Origin of the sequence: Micromonospora carbonacea, assembly GCF_014205165.1 — a bacterium.
Lineage (GTDB): Bacteria > Actinomycetota > Actinomycetes > Mycobacteriales > Micromonosporaceae > Micromonospora > Micromonospora carbonacea.
Window position 1 is genome coordinate 2,281,470 of record NZ_JACHMZ010000001.1, and the last position, 18,867, is coordinate 2,300,336.

Sequence of the window (18,867 nt, forward strand, 5' to 3'; positions counted from 1 at the left end):
CGTCGGTGATCGACTGCCGGTCGGGGCGCAGGTACCGCTGTGGCGTGGCCAGCGACCGTGGCCGGCGATCCTGCGCACTACGCGCACCGGGCACCCCGGCGTCGGCATCCACGACAGCCCGGTGTGTCGCAGGTCGTGCCGGCGCAGGTGTTCGTGGCCCAGCTTCGTCACCACCTCATCCCAGTGCGTCGCGCCCCGAGCACGGCGCTGCTGATCCGTCCACCGCGCGGCCCGCCAAACAGTCGAGATCGCGGCGCGGTGACCGAGTCCAGGCGGCGGGCCACGACCGGTCGCACCTCTTCGATCAGCGGGACCACGCGGGCGCGCTTCTCCTTGGTGCCCTTGGCGGTCATCTTCAGTTCGTGACGCCATGCAGGTGTCCGTTGCTAGGCGTCGGCGTTGAGGCCGCGCTCGTCGCGTCGCAGGGCCGAGTTTCTTGCTGCTGCCACCGCCGCGTTCACCGAGTCGGCATCGATCGACCCTTCGTAGCGCACGTTGTCGATGAAGTACGTCGGCGCCTGGTGCAGGTGCATAGCTTCCGCGTCGACGAGGTCTTCGTCGACTCGCTGGGCCCTAGTCGCGTCGCCCCAGTCGCGTTCGAACCGCCGCAGGTTCAACCCGGCGCTTGCGGCCGCTCGGCGGATCTGTCGTTCGTTCTCGATCGGTGCCTCGCGGATGAGTTCGTCGCGCATCTCCCAGAATCGTCCCTGGAGGGCCGCGGCCTCGTTGGCGATGGCGGCGGAACGACCGAGCGGCTGCTCGAGCGGGAGATGGCGGAACGCGTACGCGACTTCGCTGCCGAAGCGGCCTTCCATTTCACGACGCATCTCTCCCGCGGCAGGCGAGTACGGCGTGGCGTAGTTGCCGTACTCGACAACTGTCACGACGGCGCTGCTCAGGTCGCCCAGCACGGGATCGCGAGCGGGGTCGAGCGCCCGCACGAGGCGGCTGCGGTGCGGCGATCGTCGCCGCTCGCGTGCGCTCATGACGGCGAAGGCGACGGTGCCGAGCGTAGCGGCAAGCACGGTGGCAGCGATCACGCCGATCTGTCCGCGACTGACATCGACAGGATCGTCGAACGCCAGTTCCGTGACGAAGAGCGAGATGGTGAAGCCCATCCCGGCGAGCATGCTCACGCCGATGACGTGGGGCATGCGTACCGCTGGTCCGAGCGCGTCGGGTCGAACCCGGGTGACGATCCAGGTCGACACCGAGATGGCGATGATCTTGCCGACGACCAGCCCGACGATGATGCCCCACGTGAGCCGCGAGGTGAATGCATCGACCAGCGACTCCCGGGTGACTCTCACGCCGGCGTTGGCGAGAGCGAAGATCGGCAGAATGAGCCAGGTGACATACGGCGTCAGCGCGCGGTGGGCGCGTTCGTTGATGGAGACCGCTCGCGCGAGCGAGTTGTTGGCCGTGCGGGCGTAGCTGGCGGTCGGCGACATGTGGAAGGCACGGACGTGATCCTGAGCCCTGCGCAGGTCGTCGGATCGCGTGGGGAAGATCGGCAGCAACAACGCGATCGCGACGCCCGCCAGGGTGGCGTGTACGCCCGAGAGGAAGAAGCCCGCCCAGACGACGATCGAGGGCAGGAGGTACAGCCCCCCGCGCCACACTCCGACGAAACGCATCACCGCGATCATCGTGAGACCGCCCACCGCGATGAGCAGCGGCAACGGGCTGAAGTGGTCGGTGTAGGCGAACGCGATGACCCCGAGCGCACCGACGTCGTCGGCGACGGCGAGCGTGACGAGGAAGATCCGCAGCTGGGGCGGCATCACTCGTCCGATGAGGGCGAGTATGCCCAGCACGAAGGCCGTGTCCGTGGAGACCACGATCCCCCAGCCGCCAACCGTGTCGGTGCCCGAGGTGACGCCGACGTAGATCAGCGCCGGGATGACGAGGCCGGCGACTGCGGCGATGACAGGGACGCTCGCCTTCCGCCAGTCACGCAACTCACCCAGCTCGAGTTCGCGGCGGACCTCGAGCGTGACGTGGGCGAAGAACACGGCCATGACCGCGTCGTTGACCCAGTGCCGTAGGTCGAGCTCGAACCTGGAGCCCCCGAGCTCCAGGCCGAGAGGGAGATGCCAGAAGGACCCGTAGCTGTCTCCCGGAAGATTCGCCCAGATCAGCGCGACGACGGTGCCGGCGATCAGGACGACGGCACCGCGCAGGGCCTCTGGGCTGCGCAGCAGGCGGGAGATGGGGCCGCGGCGAGCCGCGCCGGGGGAGTCGATCGCAGCGGCACTACTGGCCACGTTCGTCACGCCGTCTCAGTGGGTAGGAGGAGGACTTCGGCGAGGTTCACGCTCCTCGGCAGCGCCGCCGCGAGCGTGACCACCGCGGCGATCGCGTCTGGCTTCACCGCGGAGGCGGCCCGTTCGTGCTGCTGGTCATGCTCGGGCGCTGACGCGTTGCGATGCTCGTCGGACTGGCCGACCGCGAAAGCCGGCTCGACGATGTGGACGCGCGTGCCCTGCGGCCCGTACTCGTGGCGGAGCGCGCGTGCGAGTTGCTTGATGGCCGCCGACAGTGCGTTGAACACCGCGAAACGAGGCGCGCGAACGTCGGTGCTGACGGCGCCGATCAACACGATGTCGGCGGGTGCCCCACGGTCGGCGCTGTCGAGGAGCGGCTCGGCGAACGTCTGGGATGCGTGCAGCAGCCCGCGGAGGTTCACGTCGATCATCTCGGCCCAGTCTGCCGGGACGCCTTCGCCGAAGGCGGAGCCGGTGATCACACCCGAGGACACGACCAGAAGGTCGACGTGGCCGAACCGCGTGATCGCGGCCGCTCGGGCGTCGTCGACCTCGATCTGAGAGGTGACGTCCGCGATGGTGGACAGCACCCGGTCGCTCCCGCCGAGCTCGCGGTGGAGGGCGTCGAGGCGGTTGGCGTCTCGGCCGACCATGACGATGCTGGCGCCTGCCTGGACCAGGTCGCGGCAGATCGCTCGCCCGATCCATCCGGTCGCGCCGAACACGACTGCCACCCGACCACTAAGGACGCCCGTGGTCGCGCTGTGCTCGCTCATCCTTCGCGTCCCGCAGCCGCGAAGCGCAGAAGCCGGTCCCAGTAGAGGGCGGTGAGCTGCTTCCGGTTCGAGGGATCGGTGGCGTCCGCGCTCGACGACACGACGTGGTCGTCTTCGAGGTAGGAGCCGGACCGCACGTCGGCGACGGCGGCATGGAGGACGCGGGCTGCGCCCCGCGCGGGAGGACCGCCGATCCGACCCATCATCGCGGCACTGAGCGGGGTGTCGTTGAGCCCGGGGCAGAGGGCGACGACACTGACCGGCATCGACCGGAGTTCTTCCGCGAGCAGAGACGACCAGGTCACCATCGCGAGCTTCGCTCGCGCGTACGCGGCCACCGGCGAGTAACCGTGCTCCAGGTCGATGTCGTCGAAGTGGAACCGCTCGAGGCGGTGCGCGGACGACCCCACGTTCACGATTCGTGCGCCCTCAGCCAACGAAGGAACGAGCAGCCGAGTCAGCAGCGCTGGCGCGAGTGCGTTGACCTGCAGCGTCCGCTCGAATCCATCCATGGTGACGACCCGCTGCGCCGCGCCCGGGACCCCGGCATCGTTGATCAACAGATCGATCGTCGAGACGAGCGACCTGATCGAGCGGGCAGCCTCGACGACGTCGGAGAGGTGGGTGAAGTCGGCACCGACGTAGTGGACCTCGGCGGGCCCGGCCCCACGGATCTGCGTGAGAACGCGCCGTGCCCCTTCTTCCGGCTCGGGCCCGAGCACGATGAGCGTCTCGGAGATCGCCGCCAGCCGGTGGGCGGTCGCTTCGCCGATGCCGCTCGTGGCGCCGGTGAGCACCACCGTGCCGAACCGCTGCCCGGCAGTCTTCACAGCGCGTAGCCCCCGGCGACCAGGATGTCCTGCCCGGTGATCCACGCGGACTCGTCCGAGGCGAGGAACGCGATGACCTTGCCGATGTCCTCCGGCTCGCCCACACGGCCGAGCGCGGTCTTGGCGGCGAGGCCGTCGATGATCTGCGGGTGCTTCTCGAACGCGTCGTCGCCGATGCGAGTGCGAGTCGGCCCCGGGGCGATCGAGTTGACGCGGATGCCCCGAGGGCTCAGCTCCTTCGCGAGGAACCTGGTGGCGACCACCAGGCCGCCCTTCATCGCCGCGTATCCCGAGTAGCCGGCCTCGGTGTCACCGGGCCGTACGGAGCTGCTCGAGGTGTTGATGATCGAGCCGCCGTCGTGGATCAGCGGCAGGAGCGCCTGGGTGAGGAAGTACGGCCCGCGTAGGAGCACCCGGTAATACTGGTCGAACGCCTCCTCGCTCATGTCCTCGAACCCGCGGCCGCCTCCGAAGCCGGCGTTGTTGACAAGCGCGTGGATCTTGTCGGTGCCCCACTCCTCGCCGAGGACGCGACAGAGCTCGCTCTTGAACGCGGGGAAGGTGTCGCTCTGCCCGACGTCCAGAGGCAACGAGACTCCGTGGCCGCCGTTCTCTCGAATTATCGCGACGGTTTCCTCCGCGCCGTCGGGCCGGGAGTTGTAGGTGACGATCACCCCCATCCCGCGTGCGGCGATCTCGACCGCGGCGCTGCGTCCGATGCCGGCGCTCGCGCCGGTCACCACGGTTACTGCCTGGCTGGGTGTCTGGGTGTTCACCCCTCCAGACAACCTCGACGGCCTCACGGTGTGTTAGAGCAATCCCCGCGACTTCTTGCCTGATCCTCGCTTCGTCGCCAGGATCCAGGCCGATCAGGCGGCGCTCCCCATGCGGCGCGAGCAGCGGAGTCAGCCTGTAGAGGTCCGGGGACCGGCGCATCTTCGAGGTGAGGGCGGGGTCGGTGCTGGCCTTCCACGTCTTGGGCACCGCTGGCAGCGGACATTCGGGCAGCGTGACCGGCTGACCGCAGGATTGCCGGAGACCTCCCGTCAGCCGACCGGTCGTCTCGATGCGGTCGTCACGGTGTGCACCCTGGAACAGCGACCTGCACTGCCAGCATGCGGGCCTCGCGTGCCGACCTGCGAGCGTTCTCGTGAAAGTCGGGTGCTGCGCAGGCGAACAAGGTCGTCCCTGCGGCACCGCCGAGGGCGCACGCGTAGACCGGCGAGCCGGGCCTGATCTCGTCGGTGATCGTTCCGCCCTCGACCACCCGTACCAGCCGGCTGCCGACCGCATCGGCGATCCACAGCCCGCCCGTCGCGTCGAGGCAGGCACCGTCGCCGGCGACCCGTAGCTCGGTCAGCACCTGATCGACCCGGTGGCCGATCGGAAGGGGCCCGAATGTTGCCCACGGTCGCCGGCCGCTGAGGTCCCCGTCGTCGGAGATATCGAAGGCGGTGACCCGGTTGCCGAACGTCTCCACCACGAGCAGCACGTTGTCGGGGGTGATGACGCTGCCGTTGGGAAACCACAGGTCGTCGGCCACCTGCGTGATGTGGCCGTCGGGATCCACGCGGTGCAGCCCGGCTGGTCGTATCGGATCACCGGCCATGAGATCGAAGCCGAGGTTGCCGACGAACCCGCGGCCGTGGCTGTCCACGACCATGTCGTTGGCGTGCCCGGTGGCGTGCCCGGCCAGATCGGCATGTACGACCAGCGTTCCGTCGGGCTCCTTGCGGAGCACCTTGCGGTCGCGCATCGATACGATCAGCATGCGCCCGTCGGGGAGCCAGCCCAGTCCGGAGGGTTGCCCTGGCACGTCGGCCTCGGCCCGCAGGTCAGCGCCGTCCTCCCGGATGGACCAGACCTGGGGGCCGTAGAAGTCGGCGAACCAGAGCCGCTGATCGCGCCAACGTGGTGCCTCCAGGAAGTGGAAACCCTCGGCCACCGTGGTCGCTTTCGTGGTCATGATCGCCCTCCTGGGCCCTCGCCTGGCAGGTCGACCGGGCGACCAGCCTGCCACCGCAGCAGAGTAGCCATGGAATGCGTGAACAAGGCATGGCCTTCGTCTGCCGCGGCGCTGCACGCGGCAGTCGCCAGCCCGACGGTCGCGCCGACTTCCTCGCCGCGTACGTCTCGATCGACGGCGTGCCTCGACCCGGCGTCAGCGGGCACCTCGCTCCGGCAACTTCGCTGAGGCTTTTCACCGGGTTACGGCTGGGTTGTCCGCCTGTCCCGGACCGCGCACCGAACCGCCCCGCTTTGATCTCAGGCGAGTGCCCAAGACCGGCCGGATCGCAGCCGCACCAGCGGCCCGGGGCGCCCATCAGCGCCGGGTCCGAGTCGGGATGGATCCTCGTGATCGAAGTCAGATGACCGATGTGCCGTCGGCGGGAGCCGCCGAGAGTTGATCGCAGATCCACGAACCAGGAGGTGTCACCGTGACCGTTGGACACGGTTCGTCAGGCCACGATGACCGCCCAGTCGGGCAGGCGGTCGCCAGTGCGAGCGTCGCCGGTGGGTTGCCGTGGGCGGCTTTCACCGCCGGTCGGCGGCGTGAGCTGCTTGGCGTAGTCGAGGAAGTGCTCACGCCGGGCATGTTCGTCGCTTTCGCCTTCACCGCCAGCCGCTGGATGCCATCGATCGTCCGGCTGAGGCTCCGCTGGAGCCGATTCTGGACGACGGCGCGGAAGACCCCTGTGGCGAGAGAGCCGCTTACGGGCTGCGGCGGCCTGCAGCGGATCCGGCCCGGATCGGGCGCACCATAGGGGCGCCTGACCTCACCACCCGCCGCCAGGCGAGCGGGACTCCGGATGCGGGTCGACGAGGCATCGAAGCGGCGACGTCTGCGGCTCCCCGCCAGGGCATGTGGCGGTCGGGGCCTCCTGCCCGCGCGGTGCAGCTGGTGTGGGCGATGCCGAGACTCCGGCTTTCGAGCTGTCACCCGGTGAAGAGATCCACCCGGCGTCCGTCATTCCGGGTGTGGTGGCCGTGGTCCGCACCCGGTCCAGCCACAGGAGACTGTTCGGGCTGAAGGATGGTGCAGATGTCGTTGCGGGTGATCGGGGTCGGGTTCGGCAGGACCGGTACCGAGTCGTTGAAGGCCGCTCTCGAGATGTTGGGCTTCGGCCCCTGCTATCACATGCTCGAGATCGCCGGCCAACCCGAACGGGCGAAGGCCTGGGTCGACCTCGGTGACCCCGTCCGGCCCGCCTGGGACGCCATCTTCGCGGGATACCGGGCAACCGTGGACTGGCCCGGCGCCGCCTATTGGCGGGATCTTGTCGACGCCTATCCGGAAGCCAAGATCATATTGACCGTACGTGATCCGGAGAGATGGTATGACAGTGCGACGAAGACCGTCTTCGCTGCCTGGCGTTTCCTTCGCTCACCGTTCGCCTCGGTCCTCCTCGGCGCCATGGCCCTGCGCAACCCGGCCTACCGGTACTTTCCGGCGGAGCTGAATCGCGTGATCGCAGACCGTGTCTTCGGTGGAAGCCGGTTCGACCGGGACCACGCGCTGGCGACCTTCGACTCACACATCAGCGAGGTCCGGCGGACCGTTCCCAGCGAGCGTCTTCTCGTGTTCGATGTCGCGGAGGGATGGCACCCGCTGTGCTCGTTCCTGGAGGTTGGCGTCCCAGCCGCGGACTTTCCTCGGAAGAACGACAAGAACTCCTTCTCGCGGCGTCGCCTGACCGATACGTTCCGTGCCGTAGGAACTGCATTGTCCGGCCTGGCCTTCGCCGCACATCGAGTTCGTTCGCGTCGCCCGGCACCCGGGACGCGGAGGAACTGACGGCCCGTGTGGCCCCGACAGGCCCTGGCAGGGGCCCCGGAACCTGAACACTCACCGCCGCGCTGTCCGCGCGAGGCCCTGTTGCGGACACGCGTCATCGAACCACGACGTCGCACGCCGCCTGCCCAAGACCCCGCCTAATGCGCAGGGGGCGCGGCGTAGACGGCGGTCGGAAAGCGGGCCGCGAACGCCGTGAAGGTGTCCCGTTCCTGGCGCCGGGCGGTGCGGAACTCGTCGGTGCCGGTCGGTCCGAATCCGATTTCCAGGTCTGTCGCGAGCTTGGGGAAGACGGCGTCGGCGAAGTCGTCGACGCTCGCGCCGTGCGGGTCGTTGAGGCCGGACAGCGTGGTGGCTACGGCTGGCGGGATGAGTTCGGTCACGCGGACCGCCGTGTCGCGCAGGGCGAACCGCAGGTTGACGGTGTAGCTGTGCAGGGCGGCCTTGGCCGCGCTGTAGAGCGGCGCGAAGGGCTGCGGGACGAACGCGCCGCCCGAGGTGACGTTGACGATCGTCGCTGGTCGGCCGTGGGCCAGCAGAACCGGAATGAGAAGGTCGTTGAGGTGGACCGGGCCGCCGAGGAGGATTTCCACCTCGCGGGCCCGCTCCGTCCATGGGGCGGTGTCGGCGGCCAAGGCTACGCGGCGCTGGATGCCGGCGTTGTTGACCACGATGTCGAGGTCGGGCATGACCTGCACGACATGTTCGGCCAGCTCGGTCCGTGACGCCGGGTCGGCGATGTCGCTGACGACGGTCTCCATTCCGGGGTTGTCCCGGGCGGCCCGCCTGAGAGTGGCGGCGTGTCGGCCGGTCACCATCACCCGTGCTCCGGTTCGTGCGTAGCGCTGGGCCAGCGCCAGCCCGATTCCCCGGCTTCCGCCGGTGACGAGGACGTTCGATCGTGTTTCCATGTAAACAGGCTACGCCGTTGGTGTTTCCATGTAAACAAGGGCTAGGGTCACCTCATGACCGATCTGCTGACCGCTGACGAGCTGCGCCGATGGGAGTTGTGGAAGCGCGCGACGGACGAGGTCTGGGCCGGCGTCGGCCAGGAGATAGCCGACGCGACCGGGTTGTCCACGGCCGACTTCGCCGTGCTCACCCGTACGGTCGAGGCTGCGGTGCCACCGCGTCAGCAGGCTCTGGCCGACCAGCTTGGGTGGTCCCGTAGCCGGCTGTCGCGGCAGTTGTCCCGCATGGCGGAGCGGGGTCTGGTCATCCGGACCGCGACGCCGACGTCGTCCACGGTGGAGGCGACCGACCGGGGCCGGGCGGCGGCGGCATCGGCTCGGCGCGCTCATGCTGCCGCGGTCCGGGCGGTGCTGCTCGCCCGCGCGCCGAGCGACGGACAGTTCTGGCACGAAATTGAACGCCTTGCCGGAGCCCGGCCGGGCAGCGAGCAGCCGTCCTAATCGGGACGCCCGGTCCAGCCGTCCAGGAGGGCGTCTTCGGCATGGAGCGTGTCGAGGTACTCCCGCACGGCATGGATCCGACCGTCGCGGATCTCGAAGAGGAGATGGAACCGGTTGTTGTAGATCCTGCCGGAGGCGGTCCGGGCGAAGTTCTCCATCTCGACCGCGACCCGGTCGCCTTCGGCGGTCATGCCGGTGATCGTCGTGCGGACTCCGTTCGGGAGGCGGGGCGCGAGCTTTTCGCGCAGCATCGCCTGATGCTCGGTCAGGGATCGCTGCCCGGCGATCGGAAACTGCTCCGGTATTCCGGCGACCCACCAGGTGGCATCGTCGGCGAACAGCGCGTCGGCCTCGGCACGTTCACCCCGGGAAACATGATCGTAGTATCGCTGGACGATGGCCTTGTTCTCGTCGATCCCCATCGCGTCCCTACCGCAGCGTGGCGTCGAAGTGGGCGGCGACCGCGTCGGCGGCCAGGCCGGTCGGGCCGGGCTGGTCGTACCAGTCGAACTGAGGCACGCCGGGAATCCAGATCTGTTCGACCGGATGCGGCACCTTCGCGATGAACTCGCGGACACTGCTCGGGCTGACCGCCGCGTCGCTGCTGATGACGAGCAGCGGTGCGGTCAGGTGGGGTGCGGCGTCTTGGGCGTCGAACGTGAGCCAGGACGTCCAGGAGGCTGGATTGAACAGGTTGTCCCAGGCCGGGACGAGTCCCCGTTGCGGGTTCGTGTAGTAGTCGGCTCCTGCAACGGTGCTCTCTGGGGTGGCGGGCACTGCGGTGACCAGCGTCTCCTGGCCCGTACGGTCATATGCCTCCCGGGCGTCGTGGGCCAGCCGCTCGATCGCGGCGACGCCGGCTTCGCCTCCGACCTCGGCGACGACGGTCGGGTGGCTCGGCAGCCCGGGGGCGACGAGGGCGACCGATCGGATCGTGTCGCTCAAGGCTGCTGCCCGCGCCAGATAGCCGCTGCCGGCGCACACGCCGAGACCGCCGACCCCACGTGCGATCACCTCGGGTCGACCAGCGAGGAAGGCGGCGGCCGCAACGATGTCGTCGGCCTTGCTGAACGGGTCCTCCATCCGCATCGGGCGCCCCGAGCTCTGCCCCCAGCCGCGGAAGTCGAACGCGAGAGCGGCGAAGCCGCGCCTGGCCATGAGCTCGGCGTAGACCGACGGCACCTGTTCCTTGACGGTCCGCCAGGGGCCGGCGATCACCAGTCCGGGGGACGGGTCGCCGTGACCGGGGAGGTAGAGGGACCCGGCGAGGGTCTCCCCGGCCGAGTCGAAGGTCACCCGGTGCGCCTGGATGCCGGCATCGGTGCTGCTTGCAGTCATGACTTCAGAATAAGAAAATGGTGTTCTCTTGTCTAGAGAATGTCGTTCCGTTATCCCGTACGATGGTGGGATGGCATCGACGTTCCAGCGAGCCCGGACGGCCGAGCAGCGGGCCGAACGCGCCACGGCCATCCTCCGCGCCGCCCGTGATCTGCTGGATGAGCTGCCTTTGGAGGCGGTCACCCTCAACGCGATCGCCGGGCGGGCCGGCTTCGCGGCCTCGAACGTGCTGCGGTACTACGACTCCCGTGAGGCGGTGCTGCTCGCCCTCGTCGCCGCCGAGACTGAGACCTGGCTGACGGACCTGCTCGCTGAACCGCCGGTCTCGGGCCAGAACGCCGACCGTTGCCGAGCCGTCGCCGCCACCGTGGCCGCAACGATGGAGCGGCATCCACACTTCTGCGAGCTGATCAGCGTGCAGGCTGCCGTCCTCGAACGCAACGTCCGGGTCGAGACCACCGCGGCGTTCAAGGCGACGACATCCGAGCAGCTCGGCCGGGCCGGCGACTGGCTGCTCGGCGCGCTGCCCGAGCTGGCACCTCTCGGCCGCCCCGCCGTGCTGCAGTTCACCGCCCGCTGCATCGTGATCGCCGGCGCCCTCTGGGCTCACTCCCGCTCCAACACCAGAGTTGCGGAGCACCTCGGCGACACCGAATCGGCGGGCAACGACCGGACGTCCGCCGTCGCCGACATCCGGGACACCCTGGCGCTGTTGTTCCTGGGCGCGACGAGACACGAACGTCGGCCGGGCGGATCGGCGCGGCCCACGGCGCACCGCATCCGCTAGTGCCTCGTCCTGAACGTTGATCGGGTGATGCGTCGGTTCTGAGGATGGATCGGGCAGGCTGCCTCCACGCGCCCAGGGTGGGAGGTGATGGCCGGTGGGCAGATGGCTGGAGGTGGCCGAGGCGTTCGGGGACGTCTGGTGCTTGGACGGGCTTGGCGAGGTAGTAGGTGGCGGTGACCTCCTCGCTGGCGTGCCCGAGCTGGGCCGCGGCGTTCTTGGTGTTGGGTTCTTCCTTGATGACGGTGTTCGCGGTCTTGCGGAAGGTGTGCGGTGAGTCGCATCGACACGGAGCGGCTAACCTCGCACATGCAGGCCGAACCCCCTGCGGCCAGGAGCTTCCAGGCCCTCCTTCAACCGTAGTGACGGGATCTCGTAGTCACCGAAGTTCTGCCGCCGGAACGCGATGGGCGCGGTTGTCTCCAGCGTCAGCAATCGCTCCCTCCACCTTTTCGCGGCGTCCTCGAACTCGCCATCGGACATCCTGTCGGCGCCGAACGACACGAACGGCGGCAGCACCTCCATGCCCGGGTAGTAGAGGATCCCGTGGTGGATCGGGAACAGCAGGTCCTCGATCGGGCCGTTGATCCCGCGATCGGTGTAGTGCGACTGCGGGCCGCCAACGGTCACCGAGAGCATCGCCCGCCGCCCGAGCAGCATTCCCTCGCCGAAACGCTCGCCGTAGCGGGTCTCGTCGTGCACCCCCACGCCGTACGCGAAGTGGAAGGAGAACACTCGGTCCACCCAGCCCTTGAGGATGGCCGGCATCGTGTACCACCACAGCGGGAACTGGAGGATCACCGTGTCGGCCCAGAGCAGCTTCTCCTGTTCGCCCGTCACGTCGGGGGTGAGCGCGCCGGCGTCGTACGCCCCGCCCGAACTCGGTATCACCCGCAGCGGGCTCGTGGCGTACCCGCCGAAGTCGGCTGCGTCCACGACCGCTTTCCAGTTCATCGCGTACAGGTCACTCACCCGCACCTCGTGGCCGGCGGCCGCAAGGGTGGACACCGCGACATCCTTCAGCGAGCCGTTCAGCGAACGCGGCTCCGGATGGGCGTACACGATGAGCGTCTTCATGGCTGGTCCCTCCGACGACGTGTGTCGCCACCCATGCTCGACGGCCGGGACTCCGCCGTTCAGGGACGCGAGTTCCGTCGGACGGGACATCCTGGTAATGGCAGGACCACCCGCACCCGCGCCGCCGGAGCGATACTTGCGGCCATGGACGATCTCGCGGGCTTCCTGCGTACCCGGCGCTCCCGGGTCGACCCGTCCGCCGCCGGCATCCCGACCGACAGCCGACGCCGCGTCGAGGGGCTGCGGCGCGAAGAGGTCGCCCATCTGTCCGGGGTCAGCGTCGACTACTACGTACGCCTGGAACAGGGCCGCGCCACCCAGCCATCGGAACAGGTCCTCGACGCGCTCGCCCGCGTTCTCGGACTCGACGAGACCGAACGCGGTCACCTGCACCGGCTCGCCCGGCAACCCCGCCGTCGCACCAGGTCGCCCACCGGTCGCCCACGGGCGGAGCTGCTGCGCGTACTCGATCTGATCATCGACGTCCCCGCCCTGATCATGGACCACCGGATGGACGTCGTCGCCGGCAACCGCCTCGCCGGACTCCTCTACGGCCGAAACCCGACAGGCCTGAACACCGCCCGGCACATCTTCCTCGAGGAAGCGGAGCGCGGCCTCTACGCGGACTGGGAAAAATGCACCCTCGACGTGGTCGGGCACCTTCGCCTGGCTGCTGGAAAACACCCCGACGATCCCCGCCTGGCCTCACTCGTCGGCGAGCTGTCCATGGGCAGCGAGCGCTTCCGCCGGCTCTGGGCCCGGGCGGACGTGCGCGCCCGCACACACGGACGCAAGGCCTACCGGCATCCGCTGGTCGGACTGCTGGAACTGCACCAGGAGAACTTCGCCCTACCCGATGAGTCGGGCATGGAGCTGATAGTCCTGTCGGCGCCACCGGAAAGCCCCGCCGAAGACGGCCTCCGCCTGCTGGCCTCGCTCAATGACGGCGGGACCCTCCCGGAGAGGGGACTGCGGGTCACGAATTCGACGTGAGCCGCGCGCTCAACTGCCGCTGACATTGCGTCTTGCTGCCACTGCTGGCGAGGTCACGCCCTTCATGGGCTGGCTCACCGGTCGCCCAGGAACTGACCGGACGGTGACGACAGTCGGGGCGGCGACGGGTCGCCTGCTGCAACGCCGCTGCCCTGTTCCGCTCGACGTCGCCGGCCCTGAGGGAACAGGCCCAGTGGGCGGGGGATGAGTCACGAGGCGCTGCGGAACCGGCCCGCGTCGCGGGCTCGAATCGTCATTCGTCAGCGACGAGGAGTGTGATGTAGCCGGTGGAGTAGACGGAATCTGCCGCGTTCGGTCCGAGCGTGACGCGTCCTGCCGGCACCTCTTTGGCGAATACGACGAAGTGGCGTTGGTCCTTGTCGTTGGTGGGGATGGTCATGCTGGTGCGCTTGAAGCCCTTCTGGTTGACCCACGCCGGCCACCAGTTGTCCACCTCTGGCGCCCCGCGTCTGTCGAAGGCGACGTAGACGGTGGCGTCGTGTGCGACGTTGAAGACGAGGTAGTCCGCGGGGGAGGTCAGTCGCTTGTCGTCGCTGGCCCCGGGGATGAGCACTGCTCCGGCGAGCGGGGCGGGGAGGCTGGTGAAGACGGGCGGCCGGTCGATGAGGTGTTTGGTTCCTACCGCGGCGGTGCGGACCGTGGACAGTTTCGACGGTCGCTGTACCTGGACGTCATCCAGTTTGAGGGTTGGCCGGCCGCCCGGGGCGCTGGTTCGGGGCGCCGCGCTGGGCTTCTGGGGTCGTTTGCTCGGGGTGCTGGGTTGGGGCGTCGGGCTGGGCGTCGGCGCCTGGCCGCTCGGGGTGGTGTCCGGCGTCGCGCCGGGCGCCTGCGCCTGGTCGCTCGGGACGACGGTCCCGGACGTTGCGCCGGACACCTCTGGCCGGTCGCTCGGGTCGCCGGCCCCGGACGCGAGTGCTACGCCCAGCAGGGCGAGGACCACGGCCGGCGCGACGACGACGCGCGCGATCGCGAGCCGTGACCATCGCCGCCGCGTCGGGGGCGGCACGCTCGCCGGGTGGGTGTCTCCGGCAGGGCCGCTGACCGGCTGGACCGCCGACCGTGCCCGGTGCTTCGCGCCACGCTTCGCCTTGGGGGCCGGCGTGCCCGCGCCCGCGCCCGTGCCCGCCATTGCACCCGGGCCCGCCACTGCGCCCGTGTCAGCGTCAGTGTCCGCGGGCTCGGCCGATCCGGGTGCTGCCGTTCGACCGGTGTCGGCGGGCGGGTCGCTGTCGTGTCCGGCCGCAGTGCCTGCGGCGCCGGTGGGGTTGCGGGGGTTGGCTGTGGGGCGTCGGGGTGGTGGGGTGTTCCGGGCTGTGTGGGTGTCGGAGCTGAGGATGGCGGCGCCGAGGGCGACGGCGTGTTTCGGATGGGTGTTGGTCATGATCGGTCGCCGGAGTGTGTCTCGCAGCAGTTGGGTGACCAGGGGGATCTGGGATGACCCGCCGACCAGGAGCACGGCGGTGAGGTCTTGCAGGGTGACGCCGGCGGCGGTGAGGGTGCGCCGGAAGGTCTCCATGGTGGTTTCGACGGGTGGCGTGATCATCTGCTCGAACGTTTCCCGGGTCACGGTCACGTGCCGGGGGGCGCCGGGCAGGGGCACGGTGATGTCTGTCTTCTCGCGGGTGGACAGTGTTTCCTTGGCGTGCATGCAGTCGCGTTGGAGGGTGGCCAGGATCGCGGCGGTGCCGGGATCGGTGGGGTCCAGCGCGGTGATCGCGCCGCCGAGTTGGCGGTCGACGTGGTCCATGAGTGCCTGGTCGAAGTCGGCGCCGCCGAGCCACTCGATGCCTTCGGGGGTGCCGATGATCTCCAGTCCGTCGCGGCCGTTGCGGACCACGGCGCTGTCGAAGGTGCCTCCGCCGAGGTCGTAGACGGCGAGCAGGCCGTCGGGGGGCAGCGGCTGGGTGGAGCAGTAGTAGGTGGCGGCGGCGACCGGCTCGGTGACGGTGATGACGGTCGGGCCGTCGGTGTCGGCTTCCGGCTCGGTCTGTGGGCGGGGTAGGCCGGCCAGGTGTGGGATGGCGGCGAACTGTTCGCGTCGGTAGGGGCCCCACACGGCGGGATGGGTCAGCACGATCCGGTCGGGCGGGGCGCCCTGGGCCTGGGTGACGGTGTCGACCACGGTCCGGAGCAGGGCGGCCATCAGGGCGGTGGGGGAGTATGGTGCTCCATCCAGGATCACCGGGGTGGGGTCGCCGAGGCGGCGCTTGAACTCCCGTGCCGCCCGGTCGGGGTTCTGCAGGCCGAGGCGGTCGGCCGCTTCACCGGTCAGCAGGGTGCCCTGCTCGTCGAGGTAGGCGACTGACGGGGTGATGATCGACTGTCCGGCCAGTGGCACCATGTCCAGGGCCCAGGCGGAGGCGGTCGCTGCGGCGGTGAAGCTGGTACCCAGGTCGATACCCACTCCATACATACCAGTTTTCCCCTCGCCAGGCTTGCCGCAGTTACCATTCACAACGTCGTGGCTGGTCAACAGCGCATCACGATACGCCGCCGTAATCTGGGCGACAAGATCGTCGGTATTCGCATCGGGAGGCGAGCCATGGACGTTGCGGTGGCCGACGACGGCGCGCTGTTCCGGGAGGGGCTGCAACTGCTGCTGTCCGCAGCCGGGCACCGGGTCGTCGGCGGCGTGGAGGACGGCGACCGACTGCTCGATCTGCTGGCCCACACTCCCGTGGACGTGGCCATCATGGACATCCGGATGCCACCAGGCGCCGACGGCGGACTACAGACCGCCCAGCGGGTGCGGGCGGAGCATCCGGACGTCGGGCTGCTGCTGCTGTCCCAGCACGCCGAGGCGCACTACCTGTTCCGGCTGCTGGAGATCGGCACCGACCGGATCGGATACCGGCTCAAGGACCAGGTGGCCGGGGTGGCCGTGCTCGCCGACACGCTGGTACGCATCGCCGCCGGCGAGCTCGTGATCGAGCCGGCGCTGGCCGCCAACCTGGTGGACCGGCCGAGCCCTCCGGTGCGCAGCGTGCTGGCCGATCTCACCGAGCAGGAACGCACCGTGCTGCGACTCATGGCGGAAGGGCGGTCGAATTCCGGCATCGCGATAGAGTTGTTCCTGTCGGTCAAGACGGTCGAGAAGCGGATCGCGAGCATATTCACCAAGCTGGACCTGCCGGCCGAGTCGGCCGCGCACCACCGGCGGGTCCTGGCGGTGCTCGCGTACCTGCGCTCGAGCCAGATGGCGGACTAGCGCGGTGCCCCGGGACACGGGCGGCGAGCCGGCGCACCCGTCCCGCCCGGCGGGGCCGTTCAGCGTCCTGGCCCGGCTGGCGTCCTCGGGTGCGCTGCCCGCGCCGGCGGGGCCGCAGGACCCACTGGGTGGGTACCGGCCGATCCTGCGCACGCTGCTGCGCGAGGTTGCCCGGGCCCACGCGGTGCGCTACGCGGCGCTGTGGCTGCCGGCGGAAACGCCACCGGGCACCGGCGCTCCGTCATGGACGTCCGCGATCACGTGGCGTTCCCGGGGCTGGGTGACGGACGCGTTGCCGGACCTGGTGGCCGACCCGGACCTGCTGCTGGGCTGCTCCGGTGTGGTCGCGGCCGCGGACGTGACCGACGGCGGCGCCCGGCGCGGGGTGGTGGTGCTGGCGCACCCGGAGAATCCCCGGCGCCCGCTGGCCGTGACGGCGCTGCTGGGCGAGATGGCGGTCTGCGTCGGCCTGCTGCTGCGCCAGGCGGGCCACCGCGCGTCCTGCGCCGCCGCACGGGCCCGGGCCGATGCGGCGGCACGACGGGTCGGCGCGACCCAGGCGGAGTTGCTGACGGTGCAGGCGGTGGAGCGCGACCGGCTCGCCACCGCGGTCACCGCGACGCCCGGCCGGCAACTGCGGGCGATCCTGGACCGCACCGCGGACCTGGAACGGGCGCTGCGCGCCGGCTCACCGCAGGCCACGGTGATCACAGGCGGCATTCGGGCCGGGCTGGGCGAGATGATCGAGCAGTTCCGCGCCGTCGTCCGTGGGGTGTACCCGCAGGTGCTGCGGGGCGCCGGTGTGCGCGCGGCGCTGGAGGAGGTCACCGCCGCGCTGCCGGTGCCAGTGGTGCTCCGCGGCGAACTGGGCCGGCGTCAGGGCTGGGAGGTCGAGTCCGGGCTGTTCCAGGCCGGCGTGTCCGCGGCGGCGGCGCTGGGCGCCAGCGGTGGCGAGCAGCCGGTGCACCTGGAACTGGGCCGGTCCGACGGCGTGCTGACGATCCGCGCGCAGCGGGCCGGCGCCGACCCGGCCCGGGTCGGCGCGGCGCTGCGGGACGACTCCCGGCGGCTGGCCGCGCTGGGCGGTCGGCTGCGGGTGGACCGGGCCGGTCGGGGAGCGGCGACCGTGGTGGACATCCTGCTGCCGGAGCGGCTCGGCGGCGACCGGCCGGTGCCCGCGCAGACCGCCGGGCCGGAGCCGGCCGGGCCGGGGCCGGGCGAGGCCACCGCCGGCGCACCCGAGCTACCGACAGGTGTCACCGCGCGCCGGCTGCTGACCCTGCTCGTGACCAGCCGGGAGGCACCTGCGGACAGCCCGTCGATACGGCTCGCGGTCGACCGGCAGGACGGCCGGAGCCGGGTGGCGGTGGTCGGGGTGTCCGCACCCGAGCTGGTGTCGGTGCTGTGCGGGTCGGGCGGTGCCGCCCGCTGGGATCCACCGGTCGGGGCGGCCCCGCCGACCGGCTACCAGTACCAGCCGTACCCGCGGGTCACGTTGGACCCGGCTCCCGGGGCGGCGCCGTGGCGGCCGGTCCGGCTGCCCGACCGGTCCGGCACCGCCTGGCCGGGAACACCGGCCGGGGTGGACCGGGTCCTCGTCGAGCGACCCGTGGACGCGCTGCGCGGGATGCGGCTGCTGCACCACCGCGACCGGGTCGACGCCGACCTCGCGGCCCGGCTGCGCCGCTGGTCGGGCACCGTCGACGGGCCCCCCGACGCGGTCGTGCTGGTGCTGTCCGGGCCGGCCAGCACGGCGGAGTCGGAGTTTCTGACCGTCCTGCGGTCGCCGGGCGGAGACGGGTTCTGCCCGGTGGTGATCTGCGCGCCGCGCGCGGGCACCGCCGCGACGGCCGGATCACAGCAGCAGCTGGGGTCGATGTGCGACGCGGTCGTGGACTGGCGTGCGGCCCCGGGCGGCGGTGCCGCGGTCGAGGCGGCGCTGCGCGCCCGGGTGCGCGCCTGGGCGGGGGTGACGGCCGCCCGGTGGGCGCTGCGCGCACTGGCGGCCTGCCTGGCCGCGAGGCAGTTGGACGACAGGTTCGCCCGGGCGGTGGAGGCGGCCGTCGCGGGCGCGTACGAGGTGGCCGAGCTGGACCTGTTGCAGGCGTTGCAGGGCCGGCGGATCCGGCTGCCGCGCGGGCACGACGACGCGCTGCGCCTGCTCGGCGCGCACGGTCCCGAGGCACGGTCCCGGCTCGGCCTGGCCGGCGACGCCGACTCGGACCAGGTGGCCCGGGCCGCGAGCCGGGCGCTGCTGTTCTGGCGTACCCAGTCCATGACGCCGGACGCGGGACCGGCCGGGCGTGGTGCGTGCGCGCTGCTGGTCCGGACGTGCGAGCGCCTGCTCACCGGCGGCGCCGACTGACCG

General features: G+C 70.6%; 16 protein-coding genes. 6 read left to right on the top strand and 10 right to left on the bottom strand.

All coding sequences use genetic code 11. The annotated features are described in order from the left end of the window. Nucleotides 1-386: 386 nt before the first annotated feature. From nhaA to HDA31_RS10145, 5 genes are all read right to left on the bottom strand, one after another. Nucleotides 387-2,276: a Na+/H+ antiporter NhaA gene (gene nhaA, locus HDA31_RS10125; RefSeq protein ID WP_178064839.1), complete on the bottom strand. Its 1,890-nt coding sequence runs from the start codon at nt 2,274-2,276 to the stop codon at nt 387-389. Beyond that, complete coding sequence (locus HDA31_RS10130; protein WP_219824887.1) at nt 2,273-3,001, bottom strand: SDR family oxidoreductase; 729 nt, start codon at nt 2,999-3,001, stop codon at nt 2,273-2,275. Before HDA31_RS10130 ends, nhaA begins: the two co-directional genes overlap by 4 nt. Before the next feature lie 38 nt (nt 3,002-3,039). Next, entirely contained in the window at nt 3,040-3,873 is an 834-nt protein-coding gene (locus tag HDA31_RS10135) for an SDR family NAD(P)-dependent oxidoreductase (protein WP_178064841.1), read from the bottom strand. Continuing rightward, nucleotides 3,870-4,649, bottom strand: coding sequence for an SDR family NAD(P)-dependent oxidoreductase (locus HDA31_RS10140; RefSeq protein ID WP_178064842.1), 780 nt, complete (start codon nt 4,647-4,649; stop codon nt 3,870-3,872). Before HDA31_RS10140 ends, HDA31_RS10135 begins: the two co-directional genes overlap by 4 nt. A 299-nt stretch (nt 4,650-4,948) precedes the next feature. Continuing rightward, on the bottom strand, nt 4,949-5,839 hold the full coding sequence (locus HDA31_RS10145) for an SMP-30/gluconolactonase/LRE family protein (RefSeq protein ID WP_178064843.1): 891 nt from the start codon (nt 5,837-5,839) through the stop codon (nt 4,949-4,951). A gap of 1,077 nt (nt 5,840-6,916) precedes the next feature. Here HDA31_RS10145 and HDA31_RS10150 point away from each other — a divergent pair. Continuing rightward, nucleotides 6,917-7,669: a sulfotransferase family protein gene (locus HDA31_RS10150; RefSeq protein ID WP_246383846.1), complete on the top strand. Its 753-nt coding sequence runs from the start codon at nt 6,917-6,919 to the stop codon at nt 7,667-7,669. Between the two features lie 137 nt (nt 7,670-7,806). Here HDA31_RS10150 and HDA31_RS10155 read toward each other — a convergent pair whose 3' ends face one another. Further along, nucleotides 7,807-8,577 carry an SDR family oxidoreductase gene (locus HDA31_RS10155; RefSeq protein ID WP_178064844.1) on the bottom strand — a complete coding sequence of 257 codons (771 nt, stop codon included), beginning with the start codon at nt 8,575-8,577 and terminating at the stop codon, nt 7,807-7,809. A 54-nt stretch (nt 8,578-8,631) separates the two neighbouring features. On the opposite strand from HDA31_RS10155, the gene HDA31_RS10160 reads away from it, so the two are divergent. Then, the gene (locus tag HDA31_RS10160; protein WP_178064845.1) at nt 8,632-9,078 is read left to right on the top strand and encodes a MarR family winged helix-turn-helix transcriptional regulator; all 447 of its coding nucleotides are present in this window, start codon (nt 8,632-8,634) and stop codon (nt 9,076-9,078) included. Here HDA31_RS10160 and HDA31_RS10165 read toward each other — a convergent pair. Together HDA31_RS10165 and HDA31_RS10170 are read right to left on the bottom strand one after the other, a co-directional pair. After that, nucleotides 9,075-9,500: a nuclear transport factor 2 family protein gene (locus tag HDA31_RS10165; RefSeq protein WP_178064846.1), complete on the bottom strand. Its 426-nt coding sequence runs from the start codon at nt 9,498-9,500 to the stop codon at nt 9,075-9,077. The two genes, HDA31_RS10160 and HDA31_RS10165, sit on opposite strands and share 4 nt — an antisense overlap. Nucleotides 9,501-9,507: 7 nt before the next feature. Further along, nucleotides 9,508-10,416: an alpha/beta hydrolase gene (locus HDA31_RS10170; RefSeq protein ID WP_178064847.1), complete on the bottom strand. Its 909-nt coding sequence runs from the start codon at nt 10,414-10,416 to the stop codon at nt 9,508-9,510. Nucleotides 10,417-10,486: 70 nt separating this feature from the next. Between HDA31_RS10170 and HDA31_RS10175 the strand changes: the two genes are divergently transcribed. Continuing rightward, nucleotides 10,487-11,203, top strand: coding sequence for a TetR/AcrR family transcriptional regulator (locus HDA31_RS10175; RefSeq protein ID WP_178064848.1), 717 nt, complete (start codon nt 10,487-10,489; stop codon nt 11,201-11,203). A 294-nt stretch (nt 11,204-11,497) separates the two neighbouring features. Here the strand turns inward: HDA31_RS10175 and HDA31_RS10180 are convergent, their stop codons facing one another. Further along, on the bottom strand, nt 11,498-12,277 hold the full coding sequence (locus HDA31_RS10180; protein WP_178064849.1) for an NAD(P)H-dependent oxidoreductase: 780 nt from the start codon (nt 12,275-12,277) through the stop codon (nt 11,498-11,500). 144 nt (nt 12,278-12,421) lie between these two features. Between HDA31_RS10180 and HDA31_RS10185 the strand changes: the two genes are divergently transcribed. Next, nucleotides 12,422-13,270, top strand: coding sequence for a helix-turn-helix transcriptional regulator (locus HDA31_RS10185; RefSeq protein WP_178064850.1), 849 nt, complete (start codon nt 12,422-12,424; stop codon nt 13,268-13,270). Between the two features lie 253 nt (nt 13,271-13,523). Here HDA31_RS10185 and HDA31_RS10190 read toward each other — a convergent pair whose 3' ends face one another. After that, nucleotides 13,524-15,764: an Hsp70 family protein gene (locus HDA31_RS10190; RefSeq protein WP_178064851.1), complete on the bottom strand. Its 2,241-nt coding sequence runs from the start codon at nt 15,762-15,764 to the stop codon at nt 13,524-13,526. A gap of 69 nt (nt 15,765-15,833) precedes the next feature. Between HDA31_RS10190 and HDA31_RS10195 the strand changes: the two genes are divergently transcribed. Both HDA31_RS10195 and HDA31_RS10200 read left to right on the top strand, forming a co-directional pair. Beyond that, on the top strand, nt 15,834-16,499 hold the full coding sequence (locus HDA31_RS10195; protein WP_178064852.1) for a response regulator transcription factor: 666 nt from the start codon (nt 15,834-15,836) through the stop codon (nt 16,497-16,499). A gap of 4 nt (nt 16,500-16,503) precedes the next feature. Beyond that, a complete protein-coding gene (locus HDA31_RS10200; protein ID WP_178064853.1) occupies nt 16,504-18,864 on the top strand; it encodes a hypothetical protein in 2,361 nt (786 codons plus the stop codon). The last annotated feature ends 3 nt before the right edge of the window (nt 18,865-18,867 follow it).